A 26,928-nucleotide genomic window follows, 5' to 3' on the forward strand; every position below is an offset into this window, starting at 1 on the left:
TTTTTAGTTCATACTTCTTCTGTACCCAATAAAAAAGAAGATGAATCAGTTTGGTGAAAAAAAAGAGTGAACTAGAAACAATTTTTCGTTATTTTTTATGGAGTATTTCTAAAGTATACAGCTATGGGCGGCGACTCCTGCCGGATGAGTGGGCTAATGAGACATCCCTACGACGCCTAAGCGGCAGGGGATGGCTCATCGCTTACCCGGTGGAAAGCGTACGACTGCAGTGAAAATCCTAGCGGTCACCTAATAGGTCTTTTACCACGCATTATCCCTATTATGTGCGTCATTCCATTCATCGTTCCCATTTGTTATATCGGGCTAGAGACAGGCACTTTAGCGTTTTTGTTCTTAATTTATGAAACCAGCTTCTTGTAGGAATTCTTTGGCAACTGTTTCTACCATCATTCCTTCATTATCCACTTTAGCGTTCATCATTTGCATCGTTGTTTCATCAATTTTCCCGGCTAATTGAAGAAGTACTTCTTCTAATTCAGGATATTGTTTTAAAGTTTCTGTTCGAACTAGCGGGAGTGCGTGATAGGGTGGAAAATAGCCCTTATCATCCTCTAACACACGTAGATTGTACATTTGTAGTTGTCCATCTGTAGTATAGGAGTTGATCACATCGACTTCTTTTGCATTAATCGATCGGTACATAATACCGTGATCCATTCCTTTCACACCTTTGAACTCGATGTCGTATTCTTCTTGGAAACCAGGTAAGCCGTCTGGTCGATCAATGAATTCGAACACAGCGCCTAATACAAAGTCATTTGAAACTTTTGCAAAGTCACTAAACGTTTTAACGTTTAATTGTTCGGCTTCTTCTTCATCTAGTGCCAAAGTATAAGTATTGTTGAAACCGAAAGAATTTAATGCAGTAATGCCGTCTTCTGCTACTAGCTCTTTTGTTTTTGCTAAAGTCTCTTCCGCATTTCCAGCAGTTTCTTGATAATAGTTAATCACAATCGTTCCTGTATAATCGGGAATCACGTCAATATGGCCGTTAACCATCGCGTTCCAAACTACATTGGAACCTCCTAGGTTTTCTTTATAAGTAACGTCAATGCCTAACTTTTCTTCGATTAACTGCCCCATAATATTAGATAATATGATACTTTCCGTATTGTTTCTTGAACCTACGATTAAAGAATCTTCTGTTTTGAAGATACATCCTGTAAGCGAGGTTACTACTAGAAGGAGAAGGATAGATTTTATGAGATTGTTTTTTGTCATGTTATCACCTTTATTTTAACCCTTCTGGTGTTGTCCAACGTTCCAGGTAGGTAAAGAAAATCTCCAAAATAATTGCTAATAGCGCAGCAGGAATCGCACCTAGTAAGATTAAACCGTCAATTCCTCGAGTTATGCCTAGGAAGATAAAATCTCCAAGTCCGCCGGCACCGATGAATGCAGCAAGTGTCGCAGTTCCAACGTTAATAACAGCGGCAGTACGTACACCTGCCATTATCATTGGAATGGCAAGGGGAAGTTCCACTTTTATTAATACTTGTAGGCTTGTCATTCCCATTCCTTTAGCAGCCTCTACTGTAGCTTTATTGACATCTTTTATTCCTGTATACGTATTTCTAATAATTGGGAGTAATGAGTACAAAAATAGTGCGGCAATCGCAGTGTTTACACCAATTCCAAAAATAGGGATCATGAATCCAAGAAGGGCTAAACTCGGAATCGTTTGCATAATACCTGCTCCACCTAATACAATTGTCGAGAGTTTTGGCACTCGCGTGATTAAAATACCCAATCCAATTCCTAATACAATAGCGATTAACATAGAGAAAAATACGAGTTGAATATGAACCGAAGTGGCCTCTAATACTTCTTGCCAACGCATTTCCGCTTGTTGCATGAATTGTTCCCATATATTTAATTTATTCATTTAGATCCTCCAATTCCGTCCATTGGCTGGACAAAGCAGTGAGTAATGTTCCGCGAGTCACTAATCCTACTACTTTTTTTGCTTCGCTTAATACGGGAATAACCCCAGAACGTACATTGGGCATCATAACGATTGCGTCTTTAGCGGTTGCGGAGTCTAATAGAACGTATTCTGGAACAAGCATAATTTCTTCAATGGATTGGATCGTATTTACTTTTTTGATTAATTCATAAGCAGAAACAATTCCGACGAGGGTATCATCGTTATCATCTAAAATTATTAAGGAAGTAATTTTTTGTTGGCGCATCATTAATAGCGCTTTTTCTGGAGATCGATGAAGGTAAGATGTAACAACTTTTTCAGTCATGACGCTGACAACTGGCATTAGTTCCGGATTTTGAACGATGCGGTCTTTTCCGATAAACTCTTCTACAAATCCAGAAGCAGGTTCTTGTAATAATTTCTCAGGGGTGTCGATTTGAAGTAAATGACCGTCTCTCATAATCGCAATACGATCACCAAGTTTTAATGCTTCGTCCATATCATGTGTGACGAAAACAATTGTTTTTTTTAGTTTACGTTGAAGGGAAAGTAATTCTCCTTGTAGTTGATCACGCGTAATTGGATCGAGTGCTCCAAAAGGTTCATCCATTAAGATGACACGTGGATTAGATGCAAGGGCTCTTGCAACTCCTACACGTTGCTGTTGTCCACCAGAAAGTTCTTTTGGATAACGAGAGCTATAAACTTCCGGGTCAAGTCCGACCATAGTTAATAATTCTTTTACACGGGCTTTAATTTTTTCTTTGTCCCATCCTTTTAGTTCTGGAACAATGGCAATATTTTTTTCGATTGTGTAATGGGGGAAAAGACCAATTTGTTGAATAACATATCCGATATTACGTCTAAGTTCTGCGGCGTTTAATTTTGTAATATCTGTTCCATCGATGGAAATAGTGCCACTGGTATGAGAAATCATTCGATTAATCATTTTCATCGTTGTGGATTTTCCGGAACCACTTGGACCAATTAGTACAAGAAATTCTCCTTCTGGAATGTCGAAATTTACGGAATTTACGGCTTTAAAACCGTCTGCATACACTTTGCTTACATTTTCAAACTTGAGCATAAGTACCTCCTTTAAAATATGATGAGTCAATTTAAGTTAAATTTAATCAGTAGGTTCTCATCATTCCTGCTGATTGTTAGTTGAACCAAACGGACTTAAACGGATGGTTTCTTCTATACTTGATTAGACAAATTCCTTCCAGTCCTTTTTTAGGTATAAAAAAAGGACTTCTCAGCCTATCCATAATTGGATAAAAGAGATGCCTCTATGCCATTGCTAAGACATACAGTTAAAGTTCAGAAATGATCTTCTCAAAATGGTATCTACCTATGACGAAGGAAGTTAGTAGCAATAGAAACTGATAGATTCAGTTAAGGAACAAGTAGGTGAAATAAAATAGGGGATAATCGTCTGGTTTTTTGAAATAAAATCAATTATTGAATTTATCTAACATTTTAAGCATATCATTGTTTCCAACCATAGGCAACCAGGCTTACAACATGGATGTTACAAAGAGGAAGATAAATTCTCCTCATTTAAAAAGACTATCTATCATTTTAGTTAAAGGATAGGTACGTCTGTTTTGAAGAAAGTAGATAACTTTGTGTGTCATGAACCCAGTGTTCCTGGTATTTTAAACGATAGGAAAATGTGGTGGTTTGTACGCAATGTAGCAGGGTAGACATGACTCAATTAAGTATTTATTCGAACTAGAATCATTTATAAATTTTCTCTGTTATACTTTAAAATGAAAATTTTCAAAGAGAAAGGAGAAAAATATGCGAATTAAAACAAGACTGATTCTTGTTACTTCCATTTTGGTCATATCACTCATTGTAGTAGGTGGGTTCGCAACGTGGAGTTTGTCTCATACAGTAGCAAAAAATAACGAATTGAATACGCTGATGGAAATGCAAAAAATAGCGAAACAAATTCAGTATCGCCTTGCGGGTCTTTCCAATGATGAGCGGGCGCTTCTCCTCACAGGCGACAATACATATGCGAAGCAAATGGAAGAAAAGTCTACAAATATTAAAGAACAATTCGATAAAATGATTGCACTCTCGAATACATCTTCTACGAAGGAAACGATAGAAAATATTAAATCAGATTACGAACAGTTTTGGGCACAAAGTCAATTAGTCATTCAAAACAATGCGATAAATCGAACGAAGTCAGAGGAAATTCATTTTGGGGAAGAACGAAGAATTCGGAAAGAAGTATTAGATCCATCCTTTGAAGCATTCATTGAACAGCTAGATAGTAAGACAGCTGAAGTAGGGGGGGATTTGAAATTTCAATCCGCATTAAGTCAAGCAGTTTTAATCGGTATTTCCTTGGTTGCAGTAGTATTTGGCATCGTATTGAGTATCATTCTATTGAAAGCTATATTAGTTCCTTTACGTCAATTAAAGGAACAGATGACTGATATTGCTAGTGGGGATGGAGATTTAACGAAAGCTCTTCATGTGAAAAACAAGGATGAGTTAGGAGAAGTAGCCAGTTCGTTTAACCAGTTCCTTACTTCTTTAAAGGAAATGATTCAGCAAATTAGTTTTTCTTCTGCGCAGGCTGCTTCGTCAGCGGAAGAATTTTCAGCTAGCGCAGATGAGTCGAAACGAACATCCAATCAAATCGCGGGAAATGTTCAAAATGTTTCCATAAGTATGGGTGATCAAACGAAGATATTGAATGAAAGTTCGATTGCTGTAGAGCAATCTTTGCGCATGCTGCAAAGTATGACACTCCGAACGGCGGAAGTATCAGAAGAAACAAATGAAGTTAGTATACAAGCAGATAGTGGCGAGAAATCCGTGAGAGAAATCGTAACTTCCATGGAGGACATCCATCAATCAGTAAGTGCAACCGACGAAAAGATTATCTCATTGGCGGAAGATGCTATTAAAATCGGGGAAATTACAACAATTATTAACGAAATTTCGGATCAGACGAATTTACTTGCTTTAAATGCTGCAATTGAAGCGGCTAGAGCGGGTGAGCATGGCAAAGGGTTTGCTGTTGTAGCCGAAGAAGTACGAAAATTAGCGGAACAATCCAGTAAGTCAGCTAATCAAATTCGAACATTAATCACCAACATCCAAAGTACTACAAACGATACGGTCCATACAATTGAATTAGTAAAAACAAATGTAAATAGTGGAATTCAATTATCATCTGTTACTTCCGTTCAATTTCAGGAAATCATTCAATCTATTTCACAGGTGTCTGGAAAGGTACAAGAAATTGCAGCGGCAACTGAACAACTGACAACAGACTTTACGACGGTTGCGCAAAAGTATGGAGAAGTTTCTGGGTTATTCAAGGAGAACGCTGAAAGTGCACATGAAATTGCAGCAGCTACAGAGGAGCAGTTAGCATCCATGGAAGAAATACAAACGGCTGCCAGTTCTTTAACGACGATTTCTGATTCATTGAACGACATGGTGAGACAATTTAAAATTTAGCTATTGAAAACTTCCCGCCAATTGAGCAATAGGCGGGAAGTTTTTGTGTAAAAGTTAAATGCTATACGTAATCTTAATTAGAAGAAAGTTTTTTAATAGTGATTACTGCGTTCACACCTGTTTGTGTGCCTCCTGCATTTACTAATAAGTCTAGGTGGCTAGTTTGAGATGTATGATTTCTAAGTGTTAACTCGGTATTGGCCTCTAATTGGAGGATTTGAATGCCTAAATTCTGTGCATTTCCATCATCTGCACCAAAGGTTGTATTTGTTGCTTCAATCCCGTTAGCAAATAGGGTTAACTGATTCGATTGTTTGCCAGTAACGTGATAGATAATCTCGTATATCCCGCTATATTTAATCGTAATTTTAGATTTTCCAGCAGTATGTGAAATCCCTTGTGTTATAATGCCGTTTGAATCGAAAGAAATATCCTCTTCTTGATGAATCCGTTGTTCACCAATGTTATAAATGTATGCAAATTCAGCAATTCCACCAGTCGTTCCATCAACACCAGGAGGTCCTTGAGCCCCTTTTTTTCCCGGTGGACCTTCTAATCCCGTAAATCCTCGAGGTCCTCTTTCACCTCGTTCACCAGGAGGACCTTGGATCCCCGGCGGACCTTCCAATCCCATAGGACCTCTTCTGCCTCTGCTAGTATGCACATTGCCACATTTACTACATGGCTGCTTATTATCCAATTAATTTCACCTCCCCTATTGATTAACGTATTCAAAAAAGGAGAGGGGAATTGGACTTTCTGTAGTAATTCATGGGTATGTTACATTTCCATAGGTGCTTTAATGCCAAGTAGTCTTAATGATTCTTCTAATACAATTACAACAGATTGAACGAGCGCAATGCGATAAGATAAATAATAGGTATCCTTCATTATTTGCACATTTCCGTAAAATGAATTAAATGTTTGCGCCAAATGCACGGCGTATTTTGCTAGTAAAGATGGATCATATTCAGCTGTTGCACGCTCAATAACCGGTGGGAACTGCTCGATGGATTTAATGATTTCCCACTCGTAATCATTCACATCAGTGACCTCAAAAGCGCTTTGTGCAGATGCTTTTCTTAAAATAGAACAGGCTCTTGCATACGTGTATTGAATATAAGGACCGGTTTCACCTTCTGTTTGAAGCATTTTCTTCAAGTCAAAATCAATGTCATGCTTTCGATGCTGTTTCAAATCACTAAAGATAACAGCTCCAACACCGACTATTTTCGCAACTTCTTTTTTATTTGCTAAAAGAGGATTTTTTTCTTCAATCGTCGTCTCAGCTAACTGAATTGCCTCATTTAAAACTTCTTCTAATAAAATGATCTTCCCTTTACGTGTCGATAACTTTTTACCGTCTTTTAAGATAAGACCAAAAGGGATATGAAGAATAGCGTCTGACCATTCATAGCCCATTTTGCCAAGCACAAGCTTTAATTGCGCAAAATGCAAACTTTGCTCATTTCCTACAACATACAATGATTTGGCAAAGTCGTAAGTCCGTTTTCGATGAATAGCTGCCGTAATATCCCTTGTCGCATACAAAGTTGCGCCATCGGATTTTTTTATGAGGCAAGGGGGGAAGCTATCTCCAACATCTACCACAAGTGCACCATCAGATTCGAGTAATAAATTCTTTTGAAGCAACTCACCAACAATTGGTTCCATTTTGTCATTGTAATAAGCTTCCCCTTGGAAAGAGTCAAATGACACCCCAAGCAGATCGTATATTTGTTGAAACTCTTTAAGTGACTCGGTTCTAAACCATTCCCAAAGTGCTAATGCTTCTGCATCTCCATCTTCTAACAATTTAAATGCAGCTCTTCCTTTGTCATTTAAGGAATCATCTACTTTAGCTTCCTCGTGAAAGCGAATATAAAGGGCTAAAAGCGTTTCAATAGGAGTTTCTCGAACTTTCTTTTCATTTCCCCATAATTTATAAGCTACTAGCAACTTCCCGAATTGGGTGCCCCAATCGCCAAGATGATTGATCTTAACAGGTTTATAACCACTTTTTTCATGTAATAAAGCAATAGAATTTCCAATGACGGTAGATCTTAAATGCCCCATGGAAAATGGTTTTGCAATATTGGGAGAGGACATATCAATCGAAATAATGCCTCCAGAACCTATGTGGGAAGAACCATATTGTTTTCCTTGTTTGAGAATAGTAGTCAAAATGGAATAGGTAAATGTCGTTCTTTTCATAAAAATATTTACGTACCCATTTACTGCTTCAACTTTTTCAATTTTTTCGTCCTTAATAGTAGCTGCAAGTTCTTGTGCAATAAGGATAGGCGATTTTCTGAGTTTTTTAGCAAATGGAAAGCAAGGAAGAGCAAAATCACCCAAGTGGGCATAAGTAGGTATTTCAATCATATCTTCTTCGATTAACTCAGATGTGAAGCATTGAAGTATTTCTACTATTTTCTTTTTCAATTGTACTCCTCCTCATTATTATTACAGGTGCCTGGCACCCGTAACATTGTTGTAATATACATTGGTTATTAGGTAAATAAAAAAGCTTTCGTCTCATTATATTAATGAGACGAAAGCTTAACTTCCGCGGTACCACTCAATTTGCCTATTTGGCCACTTTCTCTATAACGGTGAGTTTCCGGCTTGCGCATCTCCAAAGTGCGTTTCACAATTCTTCTTAACTAGGCTTTCACCATCCCTAGCTCGCTTCATAATCGGATATTGCTACTCTCTTCATCTAAGATATTGTATTTGAATGTAACAAATTGAATAGAAAAAGTCAAACTGTTTTGAAAATTATTAAATGGGTATAAACTCGTTAAACAATATGAATATCTACTATTTTATTTGAAGTGTTGTTGCTAGTGTCAGCATTTTCTTGTATTACCCAATTGATGGATAGAAGTTGTTTTAAAGTATGGAAACTTTTTGTTTCGATTTCTAGATGTTGGATTCCCGTATCCGTAATCTGATAATCTTGTTCAGCGACTTTATTAAACTTCATTTGTAAAAGATTTTTGAGCCCATTCATTGTTAAAAACTTCACCATATAACCATCTTGAAGGACGGATTTAAAGATGTCCTTATCTTGCTCGTATAATTTTAGCAAATTATTGAAATTAAACTTTGTATTTATACGCTCCAAATCGCTAATTTGCTTTTCCTCCAGGAGTGTAACCATTTGCTCATTGGATAGCCCGTTACTGCGCAAAGTCTCAATCATATAAGCATCCATCATTGATATCATATTATTACCCATTTCTCAACCTCCAGTGTAATAAATAAATAGTTAATAAACTAATCATAACAGAATTCAAACTACTTTAATTGGTTTATATATCTTCCTTCTAACGCTAGGACTAAGGGCTTAATTAGAAGAGATGCATCATTTATCTGAAAAATTAAAATCCATGCACCCCAACGGTTGAATGCAAATATAATAGTTTAGTTATAATTTTAATAGCTACATAGTTATTTTGAATTAAAAATACATTGTGCAATAATGTACAAGGACAAAAAAAGTTCACATAACTGATGAATTTATGACACAATTAAATTCGTAAAAGGAGAAATACGGGAGAACGCTTTCCGATTATCCAATAGCGGGCTAGGTTTAACGATTGTTCCAGAATGTGTGCTAGAGCGAGATAATGTGGAAACGGAAGCGAATCTGTTCACTTTGGGAAATCCAATTTACAAAAATACGGTAGTTGTCAGCTATGTGAAAAACGTGCCATTGTCACCTGCTGCGGTTGCATTTTTACAAATGACAAAGGAAAAATATATGCGATTTTAAGGGGGAAATAAGGTATTTACTTTCATTATGGAAGCAATTAAAAATAGAAAACAGAGTCTGAAGTAACGTTAGATTATCTCAAACTCTGTTTTATTATGGCTAAATGGGGACCAAGAACCTTTCACAAACACGCTATAAAATCAAAAAAAGAGATGTTATTTGTTTAGTTTCCACACAGCGTAATTAAGACCAAGGGCAAATGTAACCCACCCGATGTACGGCACCATAAGCGCTCCAGCAGTATTGTCTACTTTTTGAAATTCATACGCTGTTAAAGCTATTAAGGCAAGCATAGCAGACATTTCTATCAAAGCAGTCCCTCGAAGATCCCAACGAAAAAATAGAAAAGACCATAAAAAGTTAAGACCCAGTTGTAATTCATATAAGGGAATTACCTGAGCCTCTTCTTTTGTGTGACTAATTTTTTCATCCGCTCGATATTTTGCTATGCCCATTATAGTATAAAGGGATGTCCATACGATCGGAAAGACAGCGGCTGGAGGGGCAAAGGAAGGTTGTTTTAACTTTTTGTATTTATCTTGTGCATTTCTGTTTGCTAACCATCCAGTAATAGATCCTCCTACAACAGGAACAAGAATGCTAAGTGCTAATCGTTTTTTGTTAATACGTCCATCTACTTTTATAAATTCCACACTGCATACCTCCTACTATTTGCTATTTATACTATTCCCCATTTCCCAAAGTAAAACCAAGAAATTATTTAACGTATCTATTTTGATAGAATTGTCAGAAATGGTAGAATGAAATAAAAACTAAATTTTGGAGTTCCTGATGAAGTTAGAATTTTTACATACAAATGACATACATAGCAATTTTGACAATTTTGCAAAGTCGCAACACTCATAAAATAGCATAAAGATGAGCATACAATCGTGTTGGAAGGGCTAGCTCCGATTTTCTACAAAGAGCTTCTATCTATCATAGCCTTACAAACAATCGAAATGAAAAATATCGTGCCGAAGAAATCAAGGATGTCATTCGCTTATATGCAGATAAAGAGGAATTTATATGTGAATAGATGGAAAGAGACAGCAAAATTGGAGGTAAAACTTTGAAAAAAAATAAGCCAAAGAAAATAAGACAAAGAGGTATTGTAATTGGGCGTTTGCCTGTTGGTGAAAAGAATTGTATTACCGATGTGGCAGATGTCAAAGTAGGGCATATGACATTAGATCATTCCTTAGGTGAAGGAGAATACGCGTGTACTGGAGTGACGGCTATTTTACCGCATTCGGAAAATTTATTTCAACAAAAAGTAGTAGGTGCAAGTTACGTACTTAATGGATTTGGGAAAACAACTGGTCTTGTACAAGTGGATGAACTAGGACTAATAGAATCGCCCATTATGCTGACGAATACATTTGCTGTTCCAGCAGTTACACAAGGGACATTACAATATATGTTAGAGGGAAATTCGGAGATTGGAGATACTACTGGAACGATTAACTTAGTTGTCGGAGAGTGCAATGATAGCAGGTTGAACTCTATCCGTAAATTGCCAATCGAACCGAAACATGCAATAGAATGTATTCAAAAGGCTTCTTCAGACGTTGCTGCTGAAGGTGCTGTAGGAGCAGGAAAAGGAATGATCTGTTTTGGGTATAAAGGTGGTATTGGGTCCTCTTCTCGTATTGTTGGGGATTATACAATCGGTTGTCTAGTTCTCAGTAATTTTGGAAGAAAAGAAGAGTTTCAAAGTGATCACTATAAAGTAAAAGAAATGAATTCTATTCCAACTTTTCCAAAACCTGCTGATGGTTCTATTATGATTGTTTTGGCAACAGATGCCCCACTTAGCAGTAGACAACTAAAGAGAGTAGCAAAAAGATGTGGCATCGGACTTGGAAGAACAGGTAGTCATTTTAGTAACGGCAGTGGGGATGTAGTTATTGCATTCTCCACAGCAAATAAAGTTACCCATTTTGCGGAAGATAGCGTAGAAATTAGGACCCAACTGAGGGATGATCATCCAATCATGAATGATCTTTTTCAAGGAGCGGTAGAAGTAACGGAAGAAGCGATATTGAATTCGTTGTCCCAAGCAGTTACTACGGAAGGGCGGATGGGAAATACTGCATATGCTTATCCGTTTGAATAAGTGTGCGGTCATAAACTTTTAAAGCGAGTAACAAGAAGGGGGGCATTTAGATGATTCCAGCAACAACAGATCCCGTTTCTATCGCTGCCATAAGAGAAAATGGTGGGGAATCCATCGTAGATTGGATAAATCAGCATCAACAATCATTCTATATACTTGGATCGTGCTACTTGAGTAGTCAACAGCAAATGGAAGAGCTTTTTTACCGATCCATATTAAAAATTCAAAAGGAATTGCCTCATTTTAAAAATAAAACACGATTCGAAACATGGGTTACATCCATATTCATACATAGCTGCCGGGAGCTTTCTCGTGATAGAAGTTTGCAAGTTTCAGTGGAAAGTGCAACTCATCAAGGGGGTTTTAAAGCACTGGCCCAATTGCAGCGGGATGAGAAAATAGCGCTTGTTCTTACATACGGACAAGGGTTTTCTCAAGAAGAAGCGGCATCCCTTCTACAAGTTTCAGCGGATAAGATGAGAGAGTTGTTGTTTTCCGGGATTCAATCTCTTAGAAATGAAATATGGTCCGGATCAACCTTTAATGGTTGTTTGGAGTACCAAAAGGATTATCTCGATTACTTAGATCGAAGGATGGAACGGTCAAAAAAGATTGATTTAGAAGTACATATTTATGGGTGTCCACAATGTCAGGAGGAGTTGGCAAATTTTCAGGATATCATCTCAACTCTGGAAAATCTTACTGATAAAATAGAAGATTTGCATATGCCAATTCTTCTCATGGAAAATGTCAAAGAAAAGCTAAAAGAAAACGAGAAGCAAAGACAGCAGAAGCACAAGAAACGTAAAAGAATAGGACTTGTTTTTGCAAGTGTATTCGTATTATTAATAGGTATAGGTTTCTTTACAGGGACGTTTGCCAACCTCTACTATTCATGGTCAGAAGAGGATCCGCAATTGCGTGCCTTTCTACAACAAGACCTTGGTGAGAGGCTAAACCTGGAAGCAGAAAGCGAAGGGGTAAAAATTACGATTAAGAGTGTAATTGCTGATGATGTGCAGACACTTGTTTTTTATGAAATTGAAGACACAGTGGAAGACAGTCAATTTATGATGAATTACGGTGGCGGAGTTTCAGTGTGGAATGAATATGAAATTATGGATAATGGAACATATTATCCAAAGTATTATCCTCCTGATTTAGATTCAGATCTAAATAACAAAGAAAAGAGCGTATATCGAGGAAAGCTGAGTCTGATGCCACTTAAAACGGAGAAAGCGACAATCGAACTCTCCATCAATAATCTTCATAAATTGAATCGTGATTCTCCTGAGCAGCAAGGTTTTTGGGATTACGGGAACAATGAAAACAAAACAGGGGATTGGAAATTCGAGATACCTGTAACAAAGCAGCCTTCTGTCGAATATGCATTGGATGAAGTAATAGAAATAGAAGGGATTCCAATTCGATTTGACAAACTAACCATTGCGCCAACAGTGACCATTATTCAATTTGGTATTAATCGTGAACTGCCAGAGAAACTAATAGAATTTGTTGATTTTAACAATCTAGAAGTAAATAATAAAAAAGTGAAAGCTGATATGAATGGTACCTCTTTTGTAAATTGGCAGCAAGACTCGAGTTGGAGTACGCTTCAAACACAATTTGATCCTCTTTTTGGAGAAATACCAAAAGAGGTTAACGTTCAACTTAAATCTGTTCAGTTATACTTTAATGACAAAAAAACTGTTGAATTGGATGTTACTCCAGAGCGTACTCAAACTTTTGAATATGCGGGAAGTACAATCTCCGTAGACATGAAGGAAGATGAAACGTCTACTGAATTTGTTATAAGTAATTATGAAGTGAAGAATCGTGCGTATGAGTGGCTCAATTTCAATTTTGTAGATGAGAATGGAGAGGTACCGAGTATTACGGAGATGAATTCAGACGCAATCATCGTGGATAAAAACGGAGTACAATACGATATGAATCAAAATTTGTATCCATATGATGAAATCGAGCAACCCCATTATTTTAATACGCTTCAAAGTGCTCGTTTTCAAGGTGAAAAGATGATTCCTAAAAAACTAGAGATTTATGGCTATCAAAAAACGAAATATTTGGATGATGTTTTGAAGATTTCTTTGGAATAACTGGTGAAGGAAATGAGCAATCTTGGTACAGGTATCTGTTCTCAACTACAACAGGATGTATGTGCACAGTTGTTTCATGCTTATCCTTTTGAGTGAAAGAAGCCGCCCTTTTTGGTCGAAGGGCGGCTTCTTTTTTGATGAATTTCATTGTATCGCAAATAATATGTGGAAAATAGCAAGATAGGGTCCCCGAATCGCAAGGTCGTCGCATAGAATCGCAAGTTATTAATAAAAATCTTTTTTCACTCTTTAAAATCTAGCTTCAATTTACCCTCTACAAAGGAAAGGCTAGCATTAAATGTTTGCCCGTTTTCCGCTACAAAGCCTTTAATCATATTTGTCTTACCTTTTGTGCAAAGAAGTTTAATCTGACTCGGCGTAATCTTCTTCTTTAAAAAGTATCCATTAAACGTCTGTGTACAGCCATTTTTGTATTCCGTGCAACCATAAAAACTTTTATGGGCAATTATGGAACCTTTTTGACATTTGGGACAAGTTACAATAGGATCTCTTTTGAATTTCGCATCATATTTTGATGCACGAGGAGCTAGTTTTAAATCTATGTTTTTTGTTTTTAATTGATTTGGTACCTCTTGCATCAAACTATGGATAAACTTAGCAATACTACCTAGAAAGCGATCTATCGAACCTTCTCCATTACCTATTTTTCGTAAATACGTTTCCCATTTAGCTGTCATCGAGGGGCTTGCAAGAAGATTACCATCTATTGCTTGGCAAAGAACACGTCCTTTATCCGTAATTGACACGATATTTTTCGTGACATTAATATACCCGTGGCGTTTGATCGTTTCGATAATGCCACTTCGAGTTGCCTCTGTACCAAGGCCTTCTACTTCTTTTAAAATTTCTGTCTCATCTTTATTGTCCACAAGCTTTCCACAAGTCTTCATCATGGCGATTAGTTGACCTTCTGTATAAGGTTTCGGAGGCTGTGTTTTTCCTTCTTTTATATCAATATTACTTTCCACTATTTCCTGCTCACGTAAAGGAGGTAGGGAGGGCTCGTCTTTTTCAGTTTCCTTAGATGAACGAACAAATAATGCTTTCCAACCTTTATCACGTTCCGTCTTTCCAGTCGTAAAGAAAGATAACCCATTTACATTCGTTGTCACTTTTGTTTCTGTATATAAATAATCGGTATGAAACATAGCGAGTGTGGTGCGGACGATTTCTTCGTATAAATTTCTTTCGATACTAGACAAGCCTGCAAGTTTGGCTTGTGTAGGGAGTTTTTTTGTCGGAATGATGGCATAATGCTCTTGGACCTTTGAACTATCCACATAACGCTTTTTAGGTGCAAGCGAAGTGACAGTGAAGGGGTGCCCGATGAGCTGTTGATAATCGGATACTTGTGCAGCAAGATAGGAAAATTCACTTGGCGTAATATAACGCGAATCCGTACGAGGGTACGTAACAAGCTTCTTTTCGTAAAGTCCTTGCATCGTCTTCAATACGTCTGCCGGACTCGTTTTCCATAATCTGTTTGCAGTTGCTTGTAATGTGGATAAAGAATGGAGCTGCGGTGGTGGCATCCGTTTATCCAGTTTTTCCACAGAAGTAATAACACCTGGTGAATTTGGTTGGATATTATGCTTTGCAAGCAGGGCCTGGATAAGTTCTCTTTTTGGTTCTTTCGCTTTTGCTTTTCCTTTATAAGTGCCGTGTTCTGCTGTAAATATTGCTTCAATTTCAAAGAAGGGCTCGGAAACAAAGGTTTCTATCTCCATTTGTCGTTGATAAATCAAATAGATTGTTGGAGATTGCACACGCCCTATAGGAAAGACTTCTTTAATACCTTGTCCTTGCAATAAAAGAGAATATAATCTGGAGCCATTCATTCCAACGAGCCAGTCACTAATTTGCCGAGCTTTCGCTTCTTCATATAGAAGTAAATCTTTACGATTATCTTGTAAATTCGCAAACCCTTTTTTTACTTCTTCTACTTCTAGTGAGTTTATCCACAACCGTTTAATCGTTTGTCCTCTTGCACCGGTTTGGTTGTATATACTATAGAAGATATTCGATCCTTCACGATCCACATCACATGCGTTAATAACAGTAACCGCCGTTTTCATCAGTTTTTTCACGATGGTGAACTGTTTGTACTTTCCTTTCGCAATCTGAAATTCATAACGATCTGGTAAAATTGGCAAACTAGTTAGTGACCATTTATCCCATTTCGGATCATAAGCTTTGGGTTCCTTTAATTCAACTAAATGACCGATTCCCCAAGTTATATACGCACCTTCGGGGAAGATTGGACATGGGTTGATTTCTAAGTAGCCCTCGTGGCGTTTAATAGAAAAAGCATCTGCGTATGCCTTTGCTTGGGATGGTTTTTCAGCTAAAATTACTGGTTTCAAGATAACACCTCGTTTTCTCTTTTGATAGAAACGTTAGTTCTATTATCGCATAAATTGAGAAGATTTTCTAACACGATTTACTTGAGAAGGAAAGTGCAAGGAGTAAATAAGGGGAAGCAGTAATAAGGGTGTGTTTCTTGAATAATTGTGATAAAATGAACATATATTAAAAAAGACTGGGTGCGTTAACACCCAGTCAATGCAGCAGACATACCGCATGAAGCGCGGTTGACCAGTTGTAAGAATGTTTAACTCAAAGAGTAACCACCCTGCATACTTAGTCGGTAGCGGAGGGTGGTTACTTTTTTCTATTGGTGTAAAGAGCGATCAGCGCGATAACGGCTGTAGCCGCTGTAGCGAGGAATATACCAAATTGAAATAGCATATTCATTGCATCATAAGTCACCATATAAACACCCCCTTTCTCAAGGGAGTGTCGACCGCCCATCCGCTATATGTTGCTGCAACTACTAGTCTAGCACTTTATATGCCAAAAATCGATAATAGTAGCCACAAAAAATCTACATAAAGTTTTTAATCTTCAAATTAATTAAGTTGGTTTCTTAATGATTTTAATAAATTTAATTGTGGTTTGTTGAGCCCATGTAGATTTTTCAGATTGGATATAAAATCCTCAGAGGTATGCATAGGTTTTAGTAAATCCCTTCATCTGCTATTTTTTTTCAATTGGTTTAATAATTCTACACTAAAGGCAGGATTCATTCCGCTTTCCACAATTATTCCGTTTTCATTAGCAAATTTATCGTGAGAGTAATTAAAATCTATGAGCTCACCAAGCTTGTTTTTTGACACTATAATTTTGTTGAAATTAATCCCTTTGGAAAAGTCTCCACGAATATGCTCTATAGCCCTTGTCAGTTATGAGATTCAATAAATTTTATCCAAGTTTAATGTTGCTCTACTTTTTCGTCCACATAATAGAATGACAGGTTTCACAGGAAGATCTCTTTTCCTCAATTGAAAACGTTTGTTCTTTTATTATTGCATATTTATGGTGTATTTTCTAATTTGATTTGTTATGAGGGGCAATTAATATACTACATGAAGAGCGGTTGACTGGTTGTAAACTAAAGGTGTTACTTGAATAGTAACACCCTGCTTTCTTAGTCAAATAGCATGGAGTGTATATTAAATCATTCGTTCATATGGATTTCTAATTACATTGATTAAAGCGGAAATCAACTATAATCATATTGCAAGTCTTTGTTACCTATTATGAAATTTATACGCATAATTATTCAAAAACAAGCTATTTATATGTATTTTTATGCTAAAATATAGACAAACGGACGTATGAAGGGAACAAATTTGGAAGAAGTGTTTGGTTTGAGTTTATTTTTTACTTATTTACTAGCAGGTCTTGCTATAGCAATGCCTGTAGGAGCAATGACGGTTGAAATGACAAAACAAGGTTTGAAAAATGGATTTATGCATGGTTGGGCAGTAGGATTAGGCGGAATGACAGTCGATTTCCTATTAATTATTGCATTGTATATGGGATTAGCTTCTGTACTTGCTGTACCTTATATTCAAATACCGATGTGGCTTATTGGTGCATGCTTCCTGGCATTTTTAGGTTATGACTCTATCAAAAATTCTGATAAGGATATAACGCTAGCTGGCGATAAACCAAACAAATCATTTTTAAGTTCATATCGTAATGGTTTACTTGTAGCTATTTCGCCAGGAAATCTCGTGTTTTGGATTTCGGTCTTTGGAGCAGTACTTTCCGATTCTTATGATACGACACAACCAACCACATTTTTAATCGTCGGTTCGGGTATTTTAGCTGGTATCTTACTTCATGATGTTGGTCTACTTGCAATTGTTTCGGTAACAAGAAAAGTAATGAATCAAACAATGATCAAATGGGTATCGATTATCGCTGGATTGATATTAATAGGTTTTGCTGGATACTTTTTATATGAGTTTGTAGTGGCAGTAGCAGAAGTGGTATAAGAAGCTTCATCGCCATAGATTCCAAAACAATTCAAAATTGTTTTGGAATCTGTCTACTTAAATTAGGGCGGATGTTTGCTTGCTTTTTATTGAGTTTTCGTTGGATAAACAACTCTGCGACGAGTACATTCGGCACCCATGCTAACCAAGCGATAATAGCATAACTGAATTCGAAACGCTCTAAACCAAATATCAACATAAACACAGGCAACCAAATTCGGAGTGTAACAGCCGCAAAGGTTAGTGAATAATTCCGAATCATCCACTTTTGATGGTCTAGGATTTTCTTCTTTTTTACTCTAGCGAGAGCTTGATAGGCAGTATAAAACCAAAAGATAGCTAAAAAACTAAAACCAAGCTGTCCAGCCAATCCACCAGTTGCGTAAAAGGCTAAATAAAGACCAGAGATACTTCCAAATAAAATACCAATTAAATATATCTTCCCTAACCATTTATGACGTATGATATTCTTTTCCCTAAACTTTCTAGACAATGTAAAAGGACCAATTGCTAATGAAAATACACTAGATACAATGTGTATATAAAGCATGATGTACCAGAACGTACTTAATTTAGATAGAAGCATAAGCTTCAATTGAACAAGTCCTGCTTGATGTACCCCCAAGATGAAATATTGGACAATGGCATAACCAGCTACTCCGATTGCTAAAAAAGTAAAGATAAACCAAGTTTTATTATTCATCAATTTGTCTCCTCGTTAAATTGAGTTTTTGAGCCCATGGATAATCGCTTGGACATGAAATTGAATTAGTCTACTTTGTTCTCCCCAATCAAACTGTGGAAAAGCAATGAAAAGAGATGTGAGACCATGCAAACTTGCCCAAATCGAATTGCTTATATAAATATCAGGCTGATCCAACTCACTGTTATTCACGACAAAAGCATTTTCCTTCATTACTTAAGTTAACAATGTTAATGTATTATATAATGAAAATTCTGTCAAAATAAAATTCTCTATTAGAATGTAAAGATTTAGTAAAGCGGCTAAGGGTTGATCATTTTATAAAGAATTCCGATTAACGAAACATTCTTGTAATTAATTATATTTATGATACGATTTAGTTGCATTTACAATTAAATAGATGACTGCTAGGGGAGCCTATTTTAGGCTGAGACACATCTTGTATGTAAACCCTTTGAACCTGAACTAGTTAATACTAGCGGAGGGAAGCAGCTGGACCCCTACTGTCGTATGTTTAGTTTAATTATGTAGAAAACAGCCGCTTTCCGTTTATGGAGAGCGGTTTTTTGTTTTCAAAAATATAACTTGGAAGGGGAAAAGAAATGGAGAAGGAAATAGAAAATCGAATAAATAAAGCAGTTGATGAGGGTAAAGAAGAATTATTTCAATTACTCGCAGATTTAGTTAGTTTTCCGACAGTTAGTCCCCCAGCTAGAAATACAAGTGAAGTGCAAAGCTATATTGCCAACTTTTTAGAGGCAAACCAATTGGAGACGGATAGTTGGGATGTGTTTCCAAAAGATCCGAATGTAGTAGGGATAAAAAGAGGAACAGACGGGTTGCATTATCATAGCTTAATCATAAACGGACATATTGACGTTGCAGAAGTAGGAGATCAAACCGCGTGGACGGTACCAGTATTCAATCTAACCAAAAAAGATGGATATGTATATGGCAGAGGAACCTCTGACATGAAAGGCGCAGTAGCTGCAACCTTGTTTGCTATAAAACTATTAAAAGAGCTAAATATTGAAATAAAAGGAGATCTCCAAATTCAGTCTGTTATTGGAGAAGAAGCAGGAGAGGCGGGAACGCTTTCTTGTATAGAGAGAGGATACACGGCTGATTTTGCACTAGTAGTAGATGGAAGTAATCGTCAAATTCACGGTCAAGGAGGAGTGATAACGGGCTGGATAACGATTAAAAGTAAAGAAGTTTTCCATGATGCCATGAGGATGAAAATGTTGCATGCAGGAGGATTAATAAAAGGCGCAAGTGCCATAGAAAAAATGATGAAAATTATCGCGGGCCTTCAAGATTTGGAAAGACATTGGGCTGTGACAAAACAATATCCTGGATTTGCAGCTGGAACAACTACGATTAATCCTGCGGTTATAGAAGGTGGCAGACATGCCGCTTTTATAGCGGATGAATGCAGACTTTGGATTACCGTACATTTTTACCCGAATGAAACATATGAATCAGTTACTACTGAAATAGAAGATCATTTAAACCAGGTTGCTATGGCTGATCCATGGTTAAGAGAAAATCCTCTTCAATATCGCTGGGGTGGAAAATCAATGATTGAAGAACGTGGCGAAATATTTCCGGCATTAAAAATGGATGCGGAACACCCAGCGGTTCAATTATTGGCAGCGTGTCATCAGCAAATAGAGAAAAATCCGGTCGAAATCGGAATGTCCAAATCTGTGACTGATGCAGGTTGGCTAGGACAAGCAGGAATTCCAACTGTTATTTATGGTCCAGGAAAACTAGAAGAAGCACACTCCGTAGATGAAAAACTAAATATAGAGGAATTACTTTCATTTACTAAAACACTATTGTTATTTATTTATCAATGGTGTAACACAAAAAAATAAAATAACTATTATTTTGGGAGGAAAGTCGTATGAACGCAACAAAAAAATTCAGTGATCGATTGCTTGAAAATGTAAAACCAATTTGGGATAAAAATCATCAACATCCATTTGTGCAGGAGTTAGGAAAGGGAATATTGGCAGAAGAAAGGTTTATCCACTATATGAAGCAAGATTACGTCTATCTACTAGACTATTCCAAGCTATTTGCGGTAGGAGTTCAAAAAGCACTCGATTTAGAAATGATGACCAACTTTTCGAAAACACTTCACGATACGCTCCATTTTGAAATGGATTTACATCGGGCATTTGCTGCAGAGTTTGGAATTACAAAAGAGGAATTGGAAGCTACTAAACCAACTCCTACTAACCTAGCATACACACGATATATGTTAAACGTTGCGCAAAACGGTTCCCTAGTAGAGTTAGTTTCCTGTTTACTTCCATGTGCATGGGATTACTGGGAGATAGGGAAATTATTGCGTGCACAATATGGTGATAACTTATCCACAAACAAATATGCAAAATGGATTGAAACATATGATTCCGATGAATTTGCAGCAGGTGCGAAGTGGTTAATACAGCTGATGGATCAGTTAACAGATGGAAAGCCAGAATGGGAGCTTGCACAGATCGAAGAACATTTCCAAATGACATCGAAGTTCGAGTATTTGTTTTGGGAAATGAACTATCAACTAGAAGAATGGCCAATCTAACTTGATTCAGCAAAAAGATGGCTGAATAGAGGAACTCAGGCTAAGATCGCCGCGTCCTGCGGCAACGTGTGAGTGACCAACATCTTGTTGGCCTAAGCCTCCGGCGGATGTCACAGATTTTGAAGGGAGTTAATTGCGCAAGCGCAATTCAAAATCTGGACGCAATTACGCTGAGGCATAATTGATTTTAGGAGTGAAATGTATGGATAAAACAAGAAAGTTAACTTTGACATCGCTTATTATTGCAATAACGACCATATCTAGTCATCTCATTTTTATACCAGTTGGTTTTGCAAAGATTTTTCCCATTCAGCATTTTGCAAATGTACTGTTGGCAGTATTACTAGGACCGTGGTATGCAGTCGCAGGCGCATTAATCGTTTCTACTTTACGAAATCTGTTAGGTACAGGATCTATTTTTGCTTATCCAGGAAGTGTTATTGGAGCGCTTTTAGCTAGTATCTTTTATATGAAAACGAAAAAACTTGGATTTGCATTTGTTGGAGAAGTGATTGGTACTGGAATTCTCGGCGCCATCGCAACTTATCCAATTGGAGTTCTCCTATTTGGTAAAGAGCTAACGGTATTTGGGTTTGTGCCAGCCTTTATGTTTAGTTCGTTTACGGGAGCATTGCTAGCGTTTGGGTTGTTAAAAGTGATGATGAAAAACAAAGTGATCGGAGGACTATTAGATGAAAACAGTGCTTACAATAGCAGGATCTGACTCAGGTGGAGGAGCAGGTATCCAAGCAGATATTAAAGCGATCTCTGCAAACGGTGCATTTGGCATGTCAGTAATTACTGCAGTAACAGCCCAAAATACGAAAGAGGTACGTTCTGTTCAACAAATTGATTTGAAAATTATTCAAGATCAGATAGAAGCAGTATTTGATGATATTCAAGTAGATGCGGTGAAAATTGGTATGCTTGGAAATGTCGAAACAGTTCATGTAGTAGCAGAAGCATTAAAAAAATATAAACCGAAGTGTATCGTCGTGGATCCTGTCATGATCTCTAAAGGTGGGCATTATCTTTTGGAGGAATCTGCAGTGGAAGCTTTGAAGAAAGAAATACTTCCTCTTTCATCCATCATCACACCAAATATTCCAGAAGCAGAAGTGTTGATAGGAAGAACGCTGCAAACGGAAGAGGAATTGTATAAAGCTTGTGAGCAAATAATGGAAATGGGTGTCGAAGCTGTATTGATAAAAGGTGGCCATTTAATGGGTCCTCCAAATGATCTTTTTTACAATGGAGAGGACTTCCATTGGTTAAAAGCTAAACGAATTTATACGAAAAATACCCATGGTACAGGTTGCACATTATCATCTGCAATTGCAGCGAATCTAGCAAAAGGTTCGACTGTACTTGAAGCAGTAACATTAGCAAAACAGTATATAACGACTGCCATTACGCATAGTTTGGCTTTAGGTTCAGGACATGGACCGACACATCATTTTTATGATTTATACGAGAGTTCAAAAATGGGGATGAAATAGATAGGAGAATACTTAATGAATAAAAAAGTAGTAGGTGAGCTTTTTTCACTTGTCCGCTGTAGAAACCCGCTCGTTCACCATATAACAAATACAGTAACAATCAATGATTGTGCCAATGTAACCCTTGCTATTGGAGCTTCGCCTGTAATGGCAACAAGTGTAGAAGAAGTAGAGGAAATGGTGCAATTAGCAAACGCACTAGTGCTGAATATAGGGACGATTCAAGCGGAGACTTTTTCTGCAATGATACTTGCTGGAAAAGCGGCAAACGAGAAAGGAATACCCGTTATATTTGATCCGGTAGGCGTAGGAGCTACATCTTATCGAAAAAAAATAGCAGGAGAACTGTTAGAAAAGGTAAGAGTAACAATTATTCGAGGAAATGCAAGTGAGATAGATTCATTAGTTGGTGGAAAAGGGAAAACGCGTGGTGTGGATGCAGAGGATAAATCTTTTGATGTTACACAACTTGCAACAAAAGCAGCAAATCTTTTTTCTTGTGTAGTGGTAGTGAGTGGAAAAGTAGATGTTGTATCCAATGGAAAAGAAATCGTTCAAATTGAAAATGGGGATACTTGGTTAACTAAAGTAACGGGTACAGGATGCATGACAACGTCTTTAATAGGTAGCTTTGCAGGAACGACAGATGATTATTTTTCTGCAAGTATTGCGGGCATGTCAGCCATGAGTCTAGCAGGAGAAAGAGCGAAAAAGAATCTTTCTGAAGGAGCAGGAATTGGTCAATTTAAAGTTAAATTGATGGATGAAATTTTTCATTTGGATGAATATATTTGGGGAAAAGAGGTCTCTATTGTTGAATCTTGATATGACATTGAATTTAGTAACGGAAGAATCAGTCTCGATAGATGTATTGTTGAAAGTAGTAGAGCAAGCCATTAAAGGAGGAGTTACGATTGTACAACTCCGAGAAAAAAATAGTTCTGGAAAGGAGTTTTATGAGAAAGCTAAGGCATTAAAGGAGCTACTAGATAAATACGATGTTCCACTAATTATTAACGACCGTATTGATATTGCAATCGCAGTAAATGCAGCTGGGGTACATATCGGACAGTCTGATTTGCCTCTTGCTACTGTAAAAGAAATCGTACCTGAGTCATTTATTATTGGAGTTTCAGCAGGAACTCTGGAAGAAGCGAAGAGTGCTGAAAGGGATGGGGCTACTTATATAGGAGTGGGTTCTATTTTTCCAACGGGTACAAAAGGAGATGCTAAGCTTTTACCTCAAGGAGTACTGAAAGAAATCATACAATCTGTTTCAATTCCTATAGTGGCCATTGGTGGTATTACGCTAGAAAATATGGATACTTTACAGCATAAAGGAATTGCCGGTGTTGCAGTGGTGTCAGCAATAATGAAAGCGAATAACCCTTTACTTGTTGCGCAACAGTTTATAGAAAAGTTTAAGTAGTATAAAAGAGGTTGTTCTAGAACTGTAAGTTTTGATATTTCATTGATACGAAAATGTTTGTTTGAATGGCAGACATCTTAAGTGTAATCTTTATATTTGATGTACTGATGAGACTAATGTAGATTAAGGTATATGAAAGAATCATTTTTCAAACACTTACAAGTAGACGAACAAATATAAATAAATGAAAAGGGAGACTTGAAATGGCTTATTTATTACAAGTAGATTTTAAAATGGAAGGTCCATATGGAGAAGAAATGTCAAAAGGCTTTGTAGAATTAGCACAAAGCATTAATGATGAACCAGGTATGATCTGGAAAATTTGGACGGAGGACGCAGCAGCAAAAGAAGCTGGAGGTATCTATCTATTCGAAACAAAGGAAACAGCCCAAGCCTATTTAGAAATGCACTCAGCTCGATTAACGTCTTTTGGTATTCAAGATATTCGTGGCAAGATTTTTGAGATTAATGAACCATTATCTATGATTAACCATGGTCCTATCAAAAATAAGTAACAAAATGAAGGATGTTTCATTAACTTACAGGTAGACGAACCAATATAAAAAAGCTGAAGTATATATGTTAAAATTAAGATTTTTTCTAAAAAGAAAATCGTTGAAATAGCTCCTTTTACACAGGCGTAGCCTCCATCTCCTCGCTCAACTGCTGGGTTTTCGGCTCCAATAAATAGTGATATTAACAAAATCGACTTCCTATGGAGAGTCGATTTTGTTGTTATCAGGGAGAAGGGGGCTTATCTTTGATTTTCCTCCGTCCAGACCCGTTGCTTGTAGCTACGGCTATTGCGAATGTCCAAGAGAAGGACGGTGCTAAGCAGGCAGGTTCAAATTTGGAAGGTTCTACAATAAACAAAAAGGGAATTGCCCTAGGTGCTACAATTATGATATTGACGCAGTTTGTTATGGTAGCTATCATGACAATGACACCTATACACATGGGAAATCACGGTCATAGTTTGAGAGAAGTAGGGTTGGTCATCGGTTTTCATGTAGGCGCCATGTATTTTCCTTTGCTTTTCACAGGCGCGCTTGTAGATAAGATCGGTCGAAGTGCTATGGCTGTTGCTGCTGGTATCACGCTTTTGACCTCAGGAATAGTGGCAGCATTTGCACTACTTATAACCGCGCTAGTACTACTTGGTATTGGTTGGAACCTCGGTTTAATTAGCGGAACAGCTCTTATCGTAGATGCAACACATCCATCTGTTCGCGCCAAAACGCAAGGGTCAGTTGATGTCTTGCTTGCATTATCAGGTGCTTCTGGAAGTGCGTTATCCGGAATGGTAGTCGCTCATTCTAGTTATGCAATGCTATCAATTTCTGGAGCTATTCTTTCACTATTACTTATTTCTGTAATTTTTGTTTGGACTCGTGAGAATAAAAGCAAAAAAGAGAAGTGAATTTCCATTTGAATTATTCCGAATATTTGAGTGATATGTAGTTAGTTGGATATTTTTTTGAAGGAGCAAAATTAAATTGCTTCGTCAATTTATTTTCATTTATTCGTAATTTCGATTATAGTATTAACTCTTCATTTTTTCAGGAGATTTATTTTGTACTAAACAACTTTATTGATTGTAAAATAACTCTACAATCTTTTCTTGTGAGGTTATCTGGTTATTAAATTTAGATATGAAAAATTTCACTTAAATTGAGTGCAAATTATCGCCTATGTATTAACAGATAATATGGTTTAAAAAAGATACGACAGGAAAAGAGGATATAAAGATGAAGTATGACGTAACGGTTTATACAACCACACTATGCCCTGTATGCCGAATGGTGAAGGATTTTTTAAATGATTCTGATATACCCTTTAAAGAGGTGAATGTAGATATCCATCCAATTGCCATGATAAAATTAATTGGGAAAACAAGGAGATTCACGGTTCCACAAACAAATATGTATGGGGAATGGATTTCTGGATTCGATCCTGTCCGGATGCTAACAGCAATTAATGTTAAAAGTAAAATATAAATATTTGATCATTCATTATCCTATGTAATTGGAACTTTCTACAACTATGAAATATAAATAAAAAACAGACAGAAATATTACTTGTTCTGTCTGTTTTGTTTGTTAAAATGAATAAGATTCGCCATCATCCGGTACTAAAATATTATCGGAAATCTCTTTTTCTTGACTGAAGCTTTTCAATTCTTCTCTTGATAATGTCCAGTGATTGACAGCTTCCATATGGTTAGAAATAATTTTTGCGCTTGGTGCAGCTTTATAGACTTCATAGATATCATCTTTCCCCATTACGAGCGAACCGCCTTCTAGGAATTGATTATCTCCCCCAGCTACAACGATGATTGCTGGCTTATGTGTTTCGATTACTTCTTGAACACCTTTATACCAAACAGTATCTCCAGCTAGATATAAAGTTTTTTCACTGGGGTGTTTGAAGACAACACCACACACTTGACCAGCAAGTTCTACCAGTGGGCCTCTCCCGTGCTCGCCTTTTGTTTTAATGAATTGGATATCTTCAAAGACTGTATCCTCTTGTAAAACCTCTACATTATTGAAACCAACATTGCGAACTGCTGAAGCATCCTCATCATTCTGGACAAATAATTTAATATCTTTTGGCAATGCTTCTATAGCAGCATCATCCCAGTGGTCTAAATGCAGATGAGTGACAATGACAGCATCAATATCAGATATGATATTGTCGAGTGAAGTTGGTAAGCTAACTAAAGGATTGTTTTGATCTTGTCTTGGTGCATCGGGAAAACCTACTTGAGGTCCAAAAGGTGGATAAGTTCCTTTCTCTGCTAACATTGGGTCTATTAAAAACTTTTTGCCAGCATATTGAACAACTAGCGTAGCATTTCGAATTTGTTTAATATCCATAATT

Annotated in this window: 24 protein-coding genes, 1 pseudogene, 1 riboswitch and 1 other annotated feature; of the genes and pseudogenes, 14 read left to right on the top strand and 11 right to left on the bottom strand. The window is 37.1% G+C overall.

Annotated features, from left to right (window positions below):
* Window positions 1-354 precede the first annotated feature (354 nt).
* From FG383_RS11035 to FG383_RS11045, 3 genes are read right to left on the bottom strand one after another with little or no spacing between them, the layout of a single operon-like run.
* On the bottom strand, window positions 355-1,242 hold the full coding sequence (locus tag FG383_RS11035; RefSeq protein ID WP_142607447.1) for a glycine betaine ABC transporter substrate-binding protein: 888 nt from the start codon (window positions 1,240-1,242) through the stop codon (window positions 355-357).
* A 10-nt stretch (window positions 1,243-1,252) separates the two neighbouring features.
* Window positions 1,253-1,906: an ABC transporter permease gene (locus tag FG383_RS11040; RefSeq protein ID WP_142607448.1), complete on the bottom strand. Its 654-nt coding sequence runs from the start codon at window positions 1,904-1,906 to the stop codon at window positions 1,253-1,255.
* On the bottom strand, window positions 1,899-3,035 hold the full coding sequence (locus FG383_RS11045) for a betaine/proline/choline family ABC transporter ATP-binding protein (protein ID WP_142607449.1): 1,137 nt from the start codon (window positions 3,033-3,035) through the stop codon (window positions 1,899-1,901). The genes FG383_RS11040 and FG383_RS11045 overlap by 8 nt, the downstream gene beginning before the upstream one ends.
* Window positions 3,036-3,754: 719 nt before the next feature.
* Between FG383_RS11045 and FG383_RS11050 the strand changes: the two genes are divergently transcribed.
* Window positions 3,755-5,440, top strand: coding sequence for a methyl-accepting chemotaxis protein (locus FG383_RS11050; protein ID WP_142607450.1), 1,686 nt, complete (start codon window positions 3,755-3,757; stop codon window positions 5,438-5,440).
* A gap of 73 nt (window positions 5,441-5,513) precedes the next feature.
* Here the strand turns inward: FG383_RS11050 and FG383_RS11055 are convergent, their stop codons facing one another.
* The 3 genes from FG383_RS11055 to FG383_RS11065 form a co-directional block, all read right to left on the bottom strand.
* The gene (locus FG383_RS11055) at window positions 5,514-6,140 is read right to left on the bottom strand and encodes a collagen-like triple helix repeat-containing protein (protein WP_142607451.1); all 627 of its coding nucleotides are present in this window, start codon (window positions 6,138-6,140) and stop codon (window positions 5,514-5,516) included.
* A gap of 80 nt (window positions 6,141-6,220) precedes the next feature.
* Window positions 6,221-7,885: an arginine--tRNA ligase gene (gene argS, locus FG383_RS11060; RefSeq protein WP_142607452.1), complete on the bottom strand. Its 1,665-nt coding sequence runs from the start codon at window positions 7,883-7,885 to the stop codon at window positions 6,221-6,223.
* Between the two features lie 102 nt (window positions 7,886-7,987).
* Window positions 7,988-8,174 (bottom strand) — a binding site (T-box leader).
* A 69-nt stretch (window positions 8,175-8,243) separates the two neighbouring features.
* Window positions 8,244-8,684: a hypothetical protein gene (locus FG383_RS11065; protein WP_142607453.1), complete on the bottom strand. Its 441-nt coding sequence runs from the start codon at window positions 8,682-8,684 to the stop codon at window positions 8,244-8,246.
* Window positions 8,685-9,077: 393 nt separating this feature from the next.
* Here FG383_RS11065 and FG383_RS20910 point away from each other — a divergent pair, with 393 nt between their 5' ends.
* Window positions 9,078-9,221, top strand: a complete 144-nt coding sequence (locus FG383_RS20910; RefSeq protein WP_185907912.1) for a hypothetical protein — start codon at window positions 9,078-9,080, stop codon at window positions 9,219-9,221.
* Window positions 9,222-9,376: 155 nt separating this feature from the next.
* On the opposite strand, the gene FG383_RS11070 is transcribed toward FG383_RS20910, so the two are convergent.
* A complete protein-coding gene (locus FG383_RS11070) occupies window positions 9,377-9,874 on the bottom strand; it encodes a TspO/MBR family protein (protein WP_142607454.1) in 498 nt (165 codons plus the stop codon).
* 386 nt (window positions 9,875-10,260) lie between these two features.
* Here FG383_RS11070 and FG383_RS11075 point away from each other — a divergent pair, with 386 nt between their 5' ends.
* Window positions 10,261-11,340: a DmpA family aminopeptidase gene (locus FG383_RS11075; RefSeq protein WP_142607455.1), complete on the top strand. Its 1,080-nt coding sequence runs from the start codon at window positions 10,261-10,263 to the stop codon at window positions 11,338-11,340.
* A gap of 50 nt (window positions 11,341-11,390) precedes the next feature.
* Complete coding sequence (locus FG383_RS11080) at window positions 11,391-13,457, top strand: DUF4179 domain-containing protein (protein ID WP_142607456.1); 2,067 nt, start codon at window positions 11,391-11,393, stop codon at window positions 13,455-13,457.
* Between the two features lie 242 nt (window positions 13,458-13,699).
* On the opposite strand, the gene FG383_RS11085 is transcribed toward FG383_RS11080, so the two are convergent.
* Both FG383_RS11085 and FG383_RS21135 read right to left on the bottom strand, forming a co-directional pair.
* Window positions 13,700-15,841, bottom strand: a complete 2,142-nt coding sequence (locus FG383_RS11085; protein ID WP_142607457.1) for a type IA DNA topoisomerase — start codon at window positions 15,839-15,841, stop codon at window positions 13,700-13,702.
* 298 nt (window positions 15,842-16,139) lie between these two features.
* On the bottom strand, window positions 16,140-16,250 hold the full coding sequence (locus tag FG383_RS21135) for a putative holin-like toxin (RefSeq protein ID WP_246096972.1): 111 nt from the start codon (window positions 16,248-16,250) through the stop codon (window positions 16,140-16,142).
* A gap of 938 nt (window positions 16,251-17,188) precedes the next feature.
* Between FG383_RS21135 and FG383_RS11090 the strand changes: the two genes are divergently transcribed.
* Window positions 17,189-17,821 carry a LysE family translocator gene (locus tag FG383_RS11090; RefSeq protein ID WP_142607513.1) on the top strand — a complete coding sequence of 211 codons (633 nt, stop codon included), beginning with the start codon at window positions 17,189-17,191 and terminating at the stop codon, window positions 17,819-17,821.
* A gap of 31 nt (window positions 17,822-17,852) precedes the next feature.
* Here the strand turns inward: FG383_RS11090 and FG383_RS11095 are convergent, their stop codons facing one another.
* Window positions 17,853-18,524 carry a DUF2306 domain-containing protein gene (locus tag FG383_RS11095; RefSeq protein WP_142607458.1) on the bottom strand — a complete coding sequence of 224 codons (672 nt, stop codon included), beginning with the start codon at window positions 18,522-18,524 and terminating at the stop codon, window positions 17,853-17,855.
* A gap of 399 nt (window positions 18,525-18,923) precedes the next feature.
* Window positions 18,924-19,028, top strand: a riboswitch (TPP riboswitch).
* A 98-nt stretch (window positions 19,029-19,126) separates the two neighbouring features.
* On the opposite strand from FG383_RS11095, the gene FG383_RS11100 reads away from it, so the two are divergent.
* From FG383_RS11100 to FG383_RS11140, 9 genes and pseudogenes are all read left to right on the top strand, one after another.
* Entirely contained in the window at window positions 19,127-20,404 is a 1,278-nt protein-coding gene (locus tag FG383_RS11100) for an acetylornithine deacetylase (RefSeq protein ID WP_142607459.1), read from the top strand.
* Between the two features lie 29 nt (window positions 20,405-20,433).
* Window positions 20,434-21,117, top strand: coding sequence for a thiaminase II (gene tenA / locus FG383_RS11105; RefSeq protein WP_142607460.1), 684 nt, complete (start codon window positions 20,434-20,436; stop codon window positions 21,115-21,117).
* 202 nt (window positions 21,118-21,319) lie between these two features.
* Entirely contained in the window at window positions 21,320-21,841 is a 522-nt protein-coding gene (gene thiW / locus FG383_RS11110) for an energy coupling factor transporter S component ThiW (RefSeq protein WP_142607461.1), read from the top strand.
* Window positions 21,810-22,616 (top strand): bifunctional hydroxymethylpyrimidine kinase/phosphomethylpyrimidine kinase, encoded by an 807-nt coding sequence (gene thiD / locus FG383_RS11115; protein ID WP_142607462.1) that lies wholly within the window; start codon window positions 21,810-21,812, stop codon window positions 22,614-22,616. The genes thiW and thiD overlap by 32 nt, the downstream gene beginning before the upstream one ends.
* 15 nt (window positions 22,617-22,631) lie before the next feature.
* Window positions 22,632-23,441 carry a hydroxyethylthiazole kinase gene (gene thiM, locus FG383_RS11120; protein WP_142607463.1) on the top strand — a complete coding sequence of 270 codons (810 nt, stop codon included), beginning with the start codon at window positions 22,632-22,634 and terminating at the stop codon, window positions 23,439-23,441.
* Complete coding sequence (gene thiE, locus FG383_RS11125; protein ID WP_142607464.1) at window positions 23,428-24,045, top strand: thiamine phosphate synthase; 618 nt, start codon at window positions 23,428-23,430, stop codon at window positions 24,043-24,045. Before thiM ends, thiE begins: the two co-directional genes overlap by 14 nt.
* 203 nt (window positions 24,046-24,248) lie before the next feature.
* On the top strand, window positions 24,249-24,560 hold the full coding sequence (locus FG383_RS11130; protein ID WP_142607465.1) for a monooxygenase: 312 nt from the start codon (window positions 24,249-24,251) through the stop codon (window positions 24,558-24,560).
* Window positions 24,561-24,793: 233 nt separating this feature from the next.
* A pseudogene (locus FG383_RS11135) lies at window positions 24,794-25,465 on the top strand (MFS transporter); the annotation flags it as partial.
* Between the two features lie 328 nt (window positions 25,466-25,793).
* Complete coding sequence (locus tag FG383_RS11140; RefSeq protein WP_142607467.1) at window positions 25,794-26,042, top strand: glutaredoxin family protein; 249 nt, start codon at window positions 25,794-25,796, stop codon at window positions 26,040-26,042.
* Window positions 26,043-26,144: 102 nt separating this feature from the next.
* Here the strand turns inward: FG383_RS11140 and FG383_RS11145 are convergent, their stop codons facing one another.
* Entirely contained in the window at window positions 26,145-26,924 is a 780-nt protein-coding gene (locus tag FG383_RS11145) for an MBL fold metallo-hydrolase (RefSeq protein ID WP_142607468.1), read from the bottom strand.
* Window positions 26,925-26,928: the final 4 nt, after the last annotated feature.

It is taken from the genome of Psychrobacillus soli, assembly GCF_006861775.1.
In the GTDB taxonomy this organism is placed as follows: domain Bacteria; phylum Bacillota; class Bacilli; order Bacillales_A; family Planococcaceae; genus Psychrobacillus; species Psychrobacillus soli.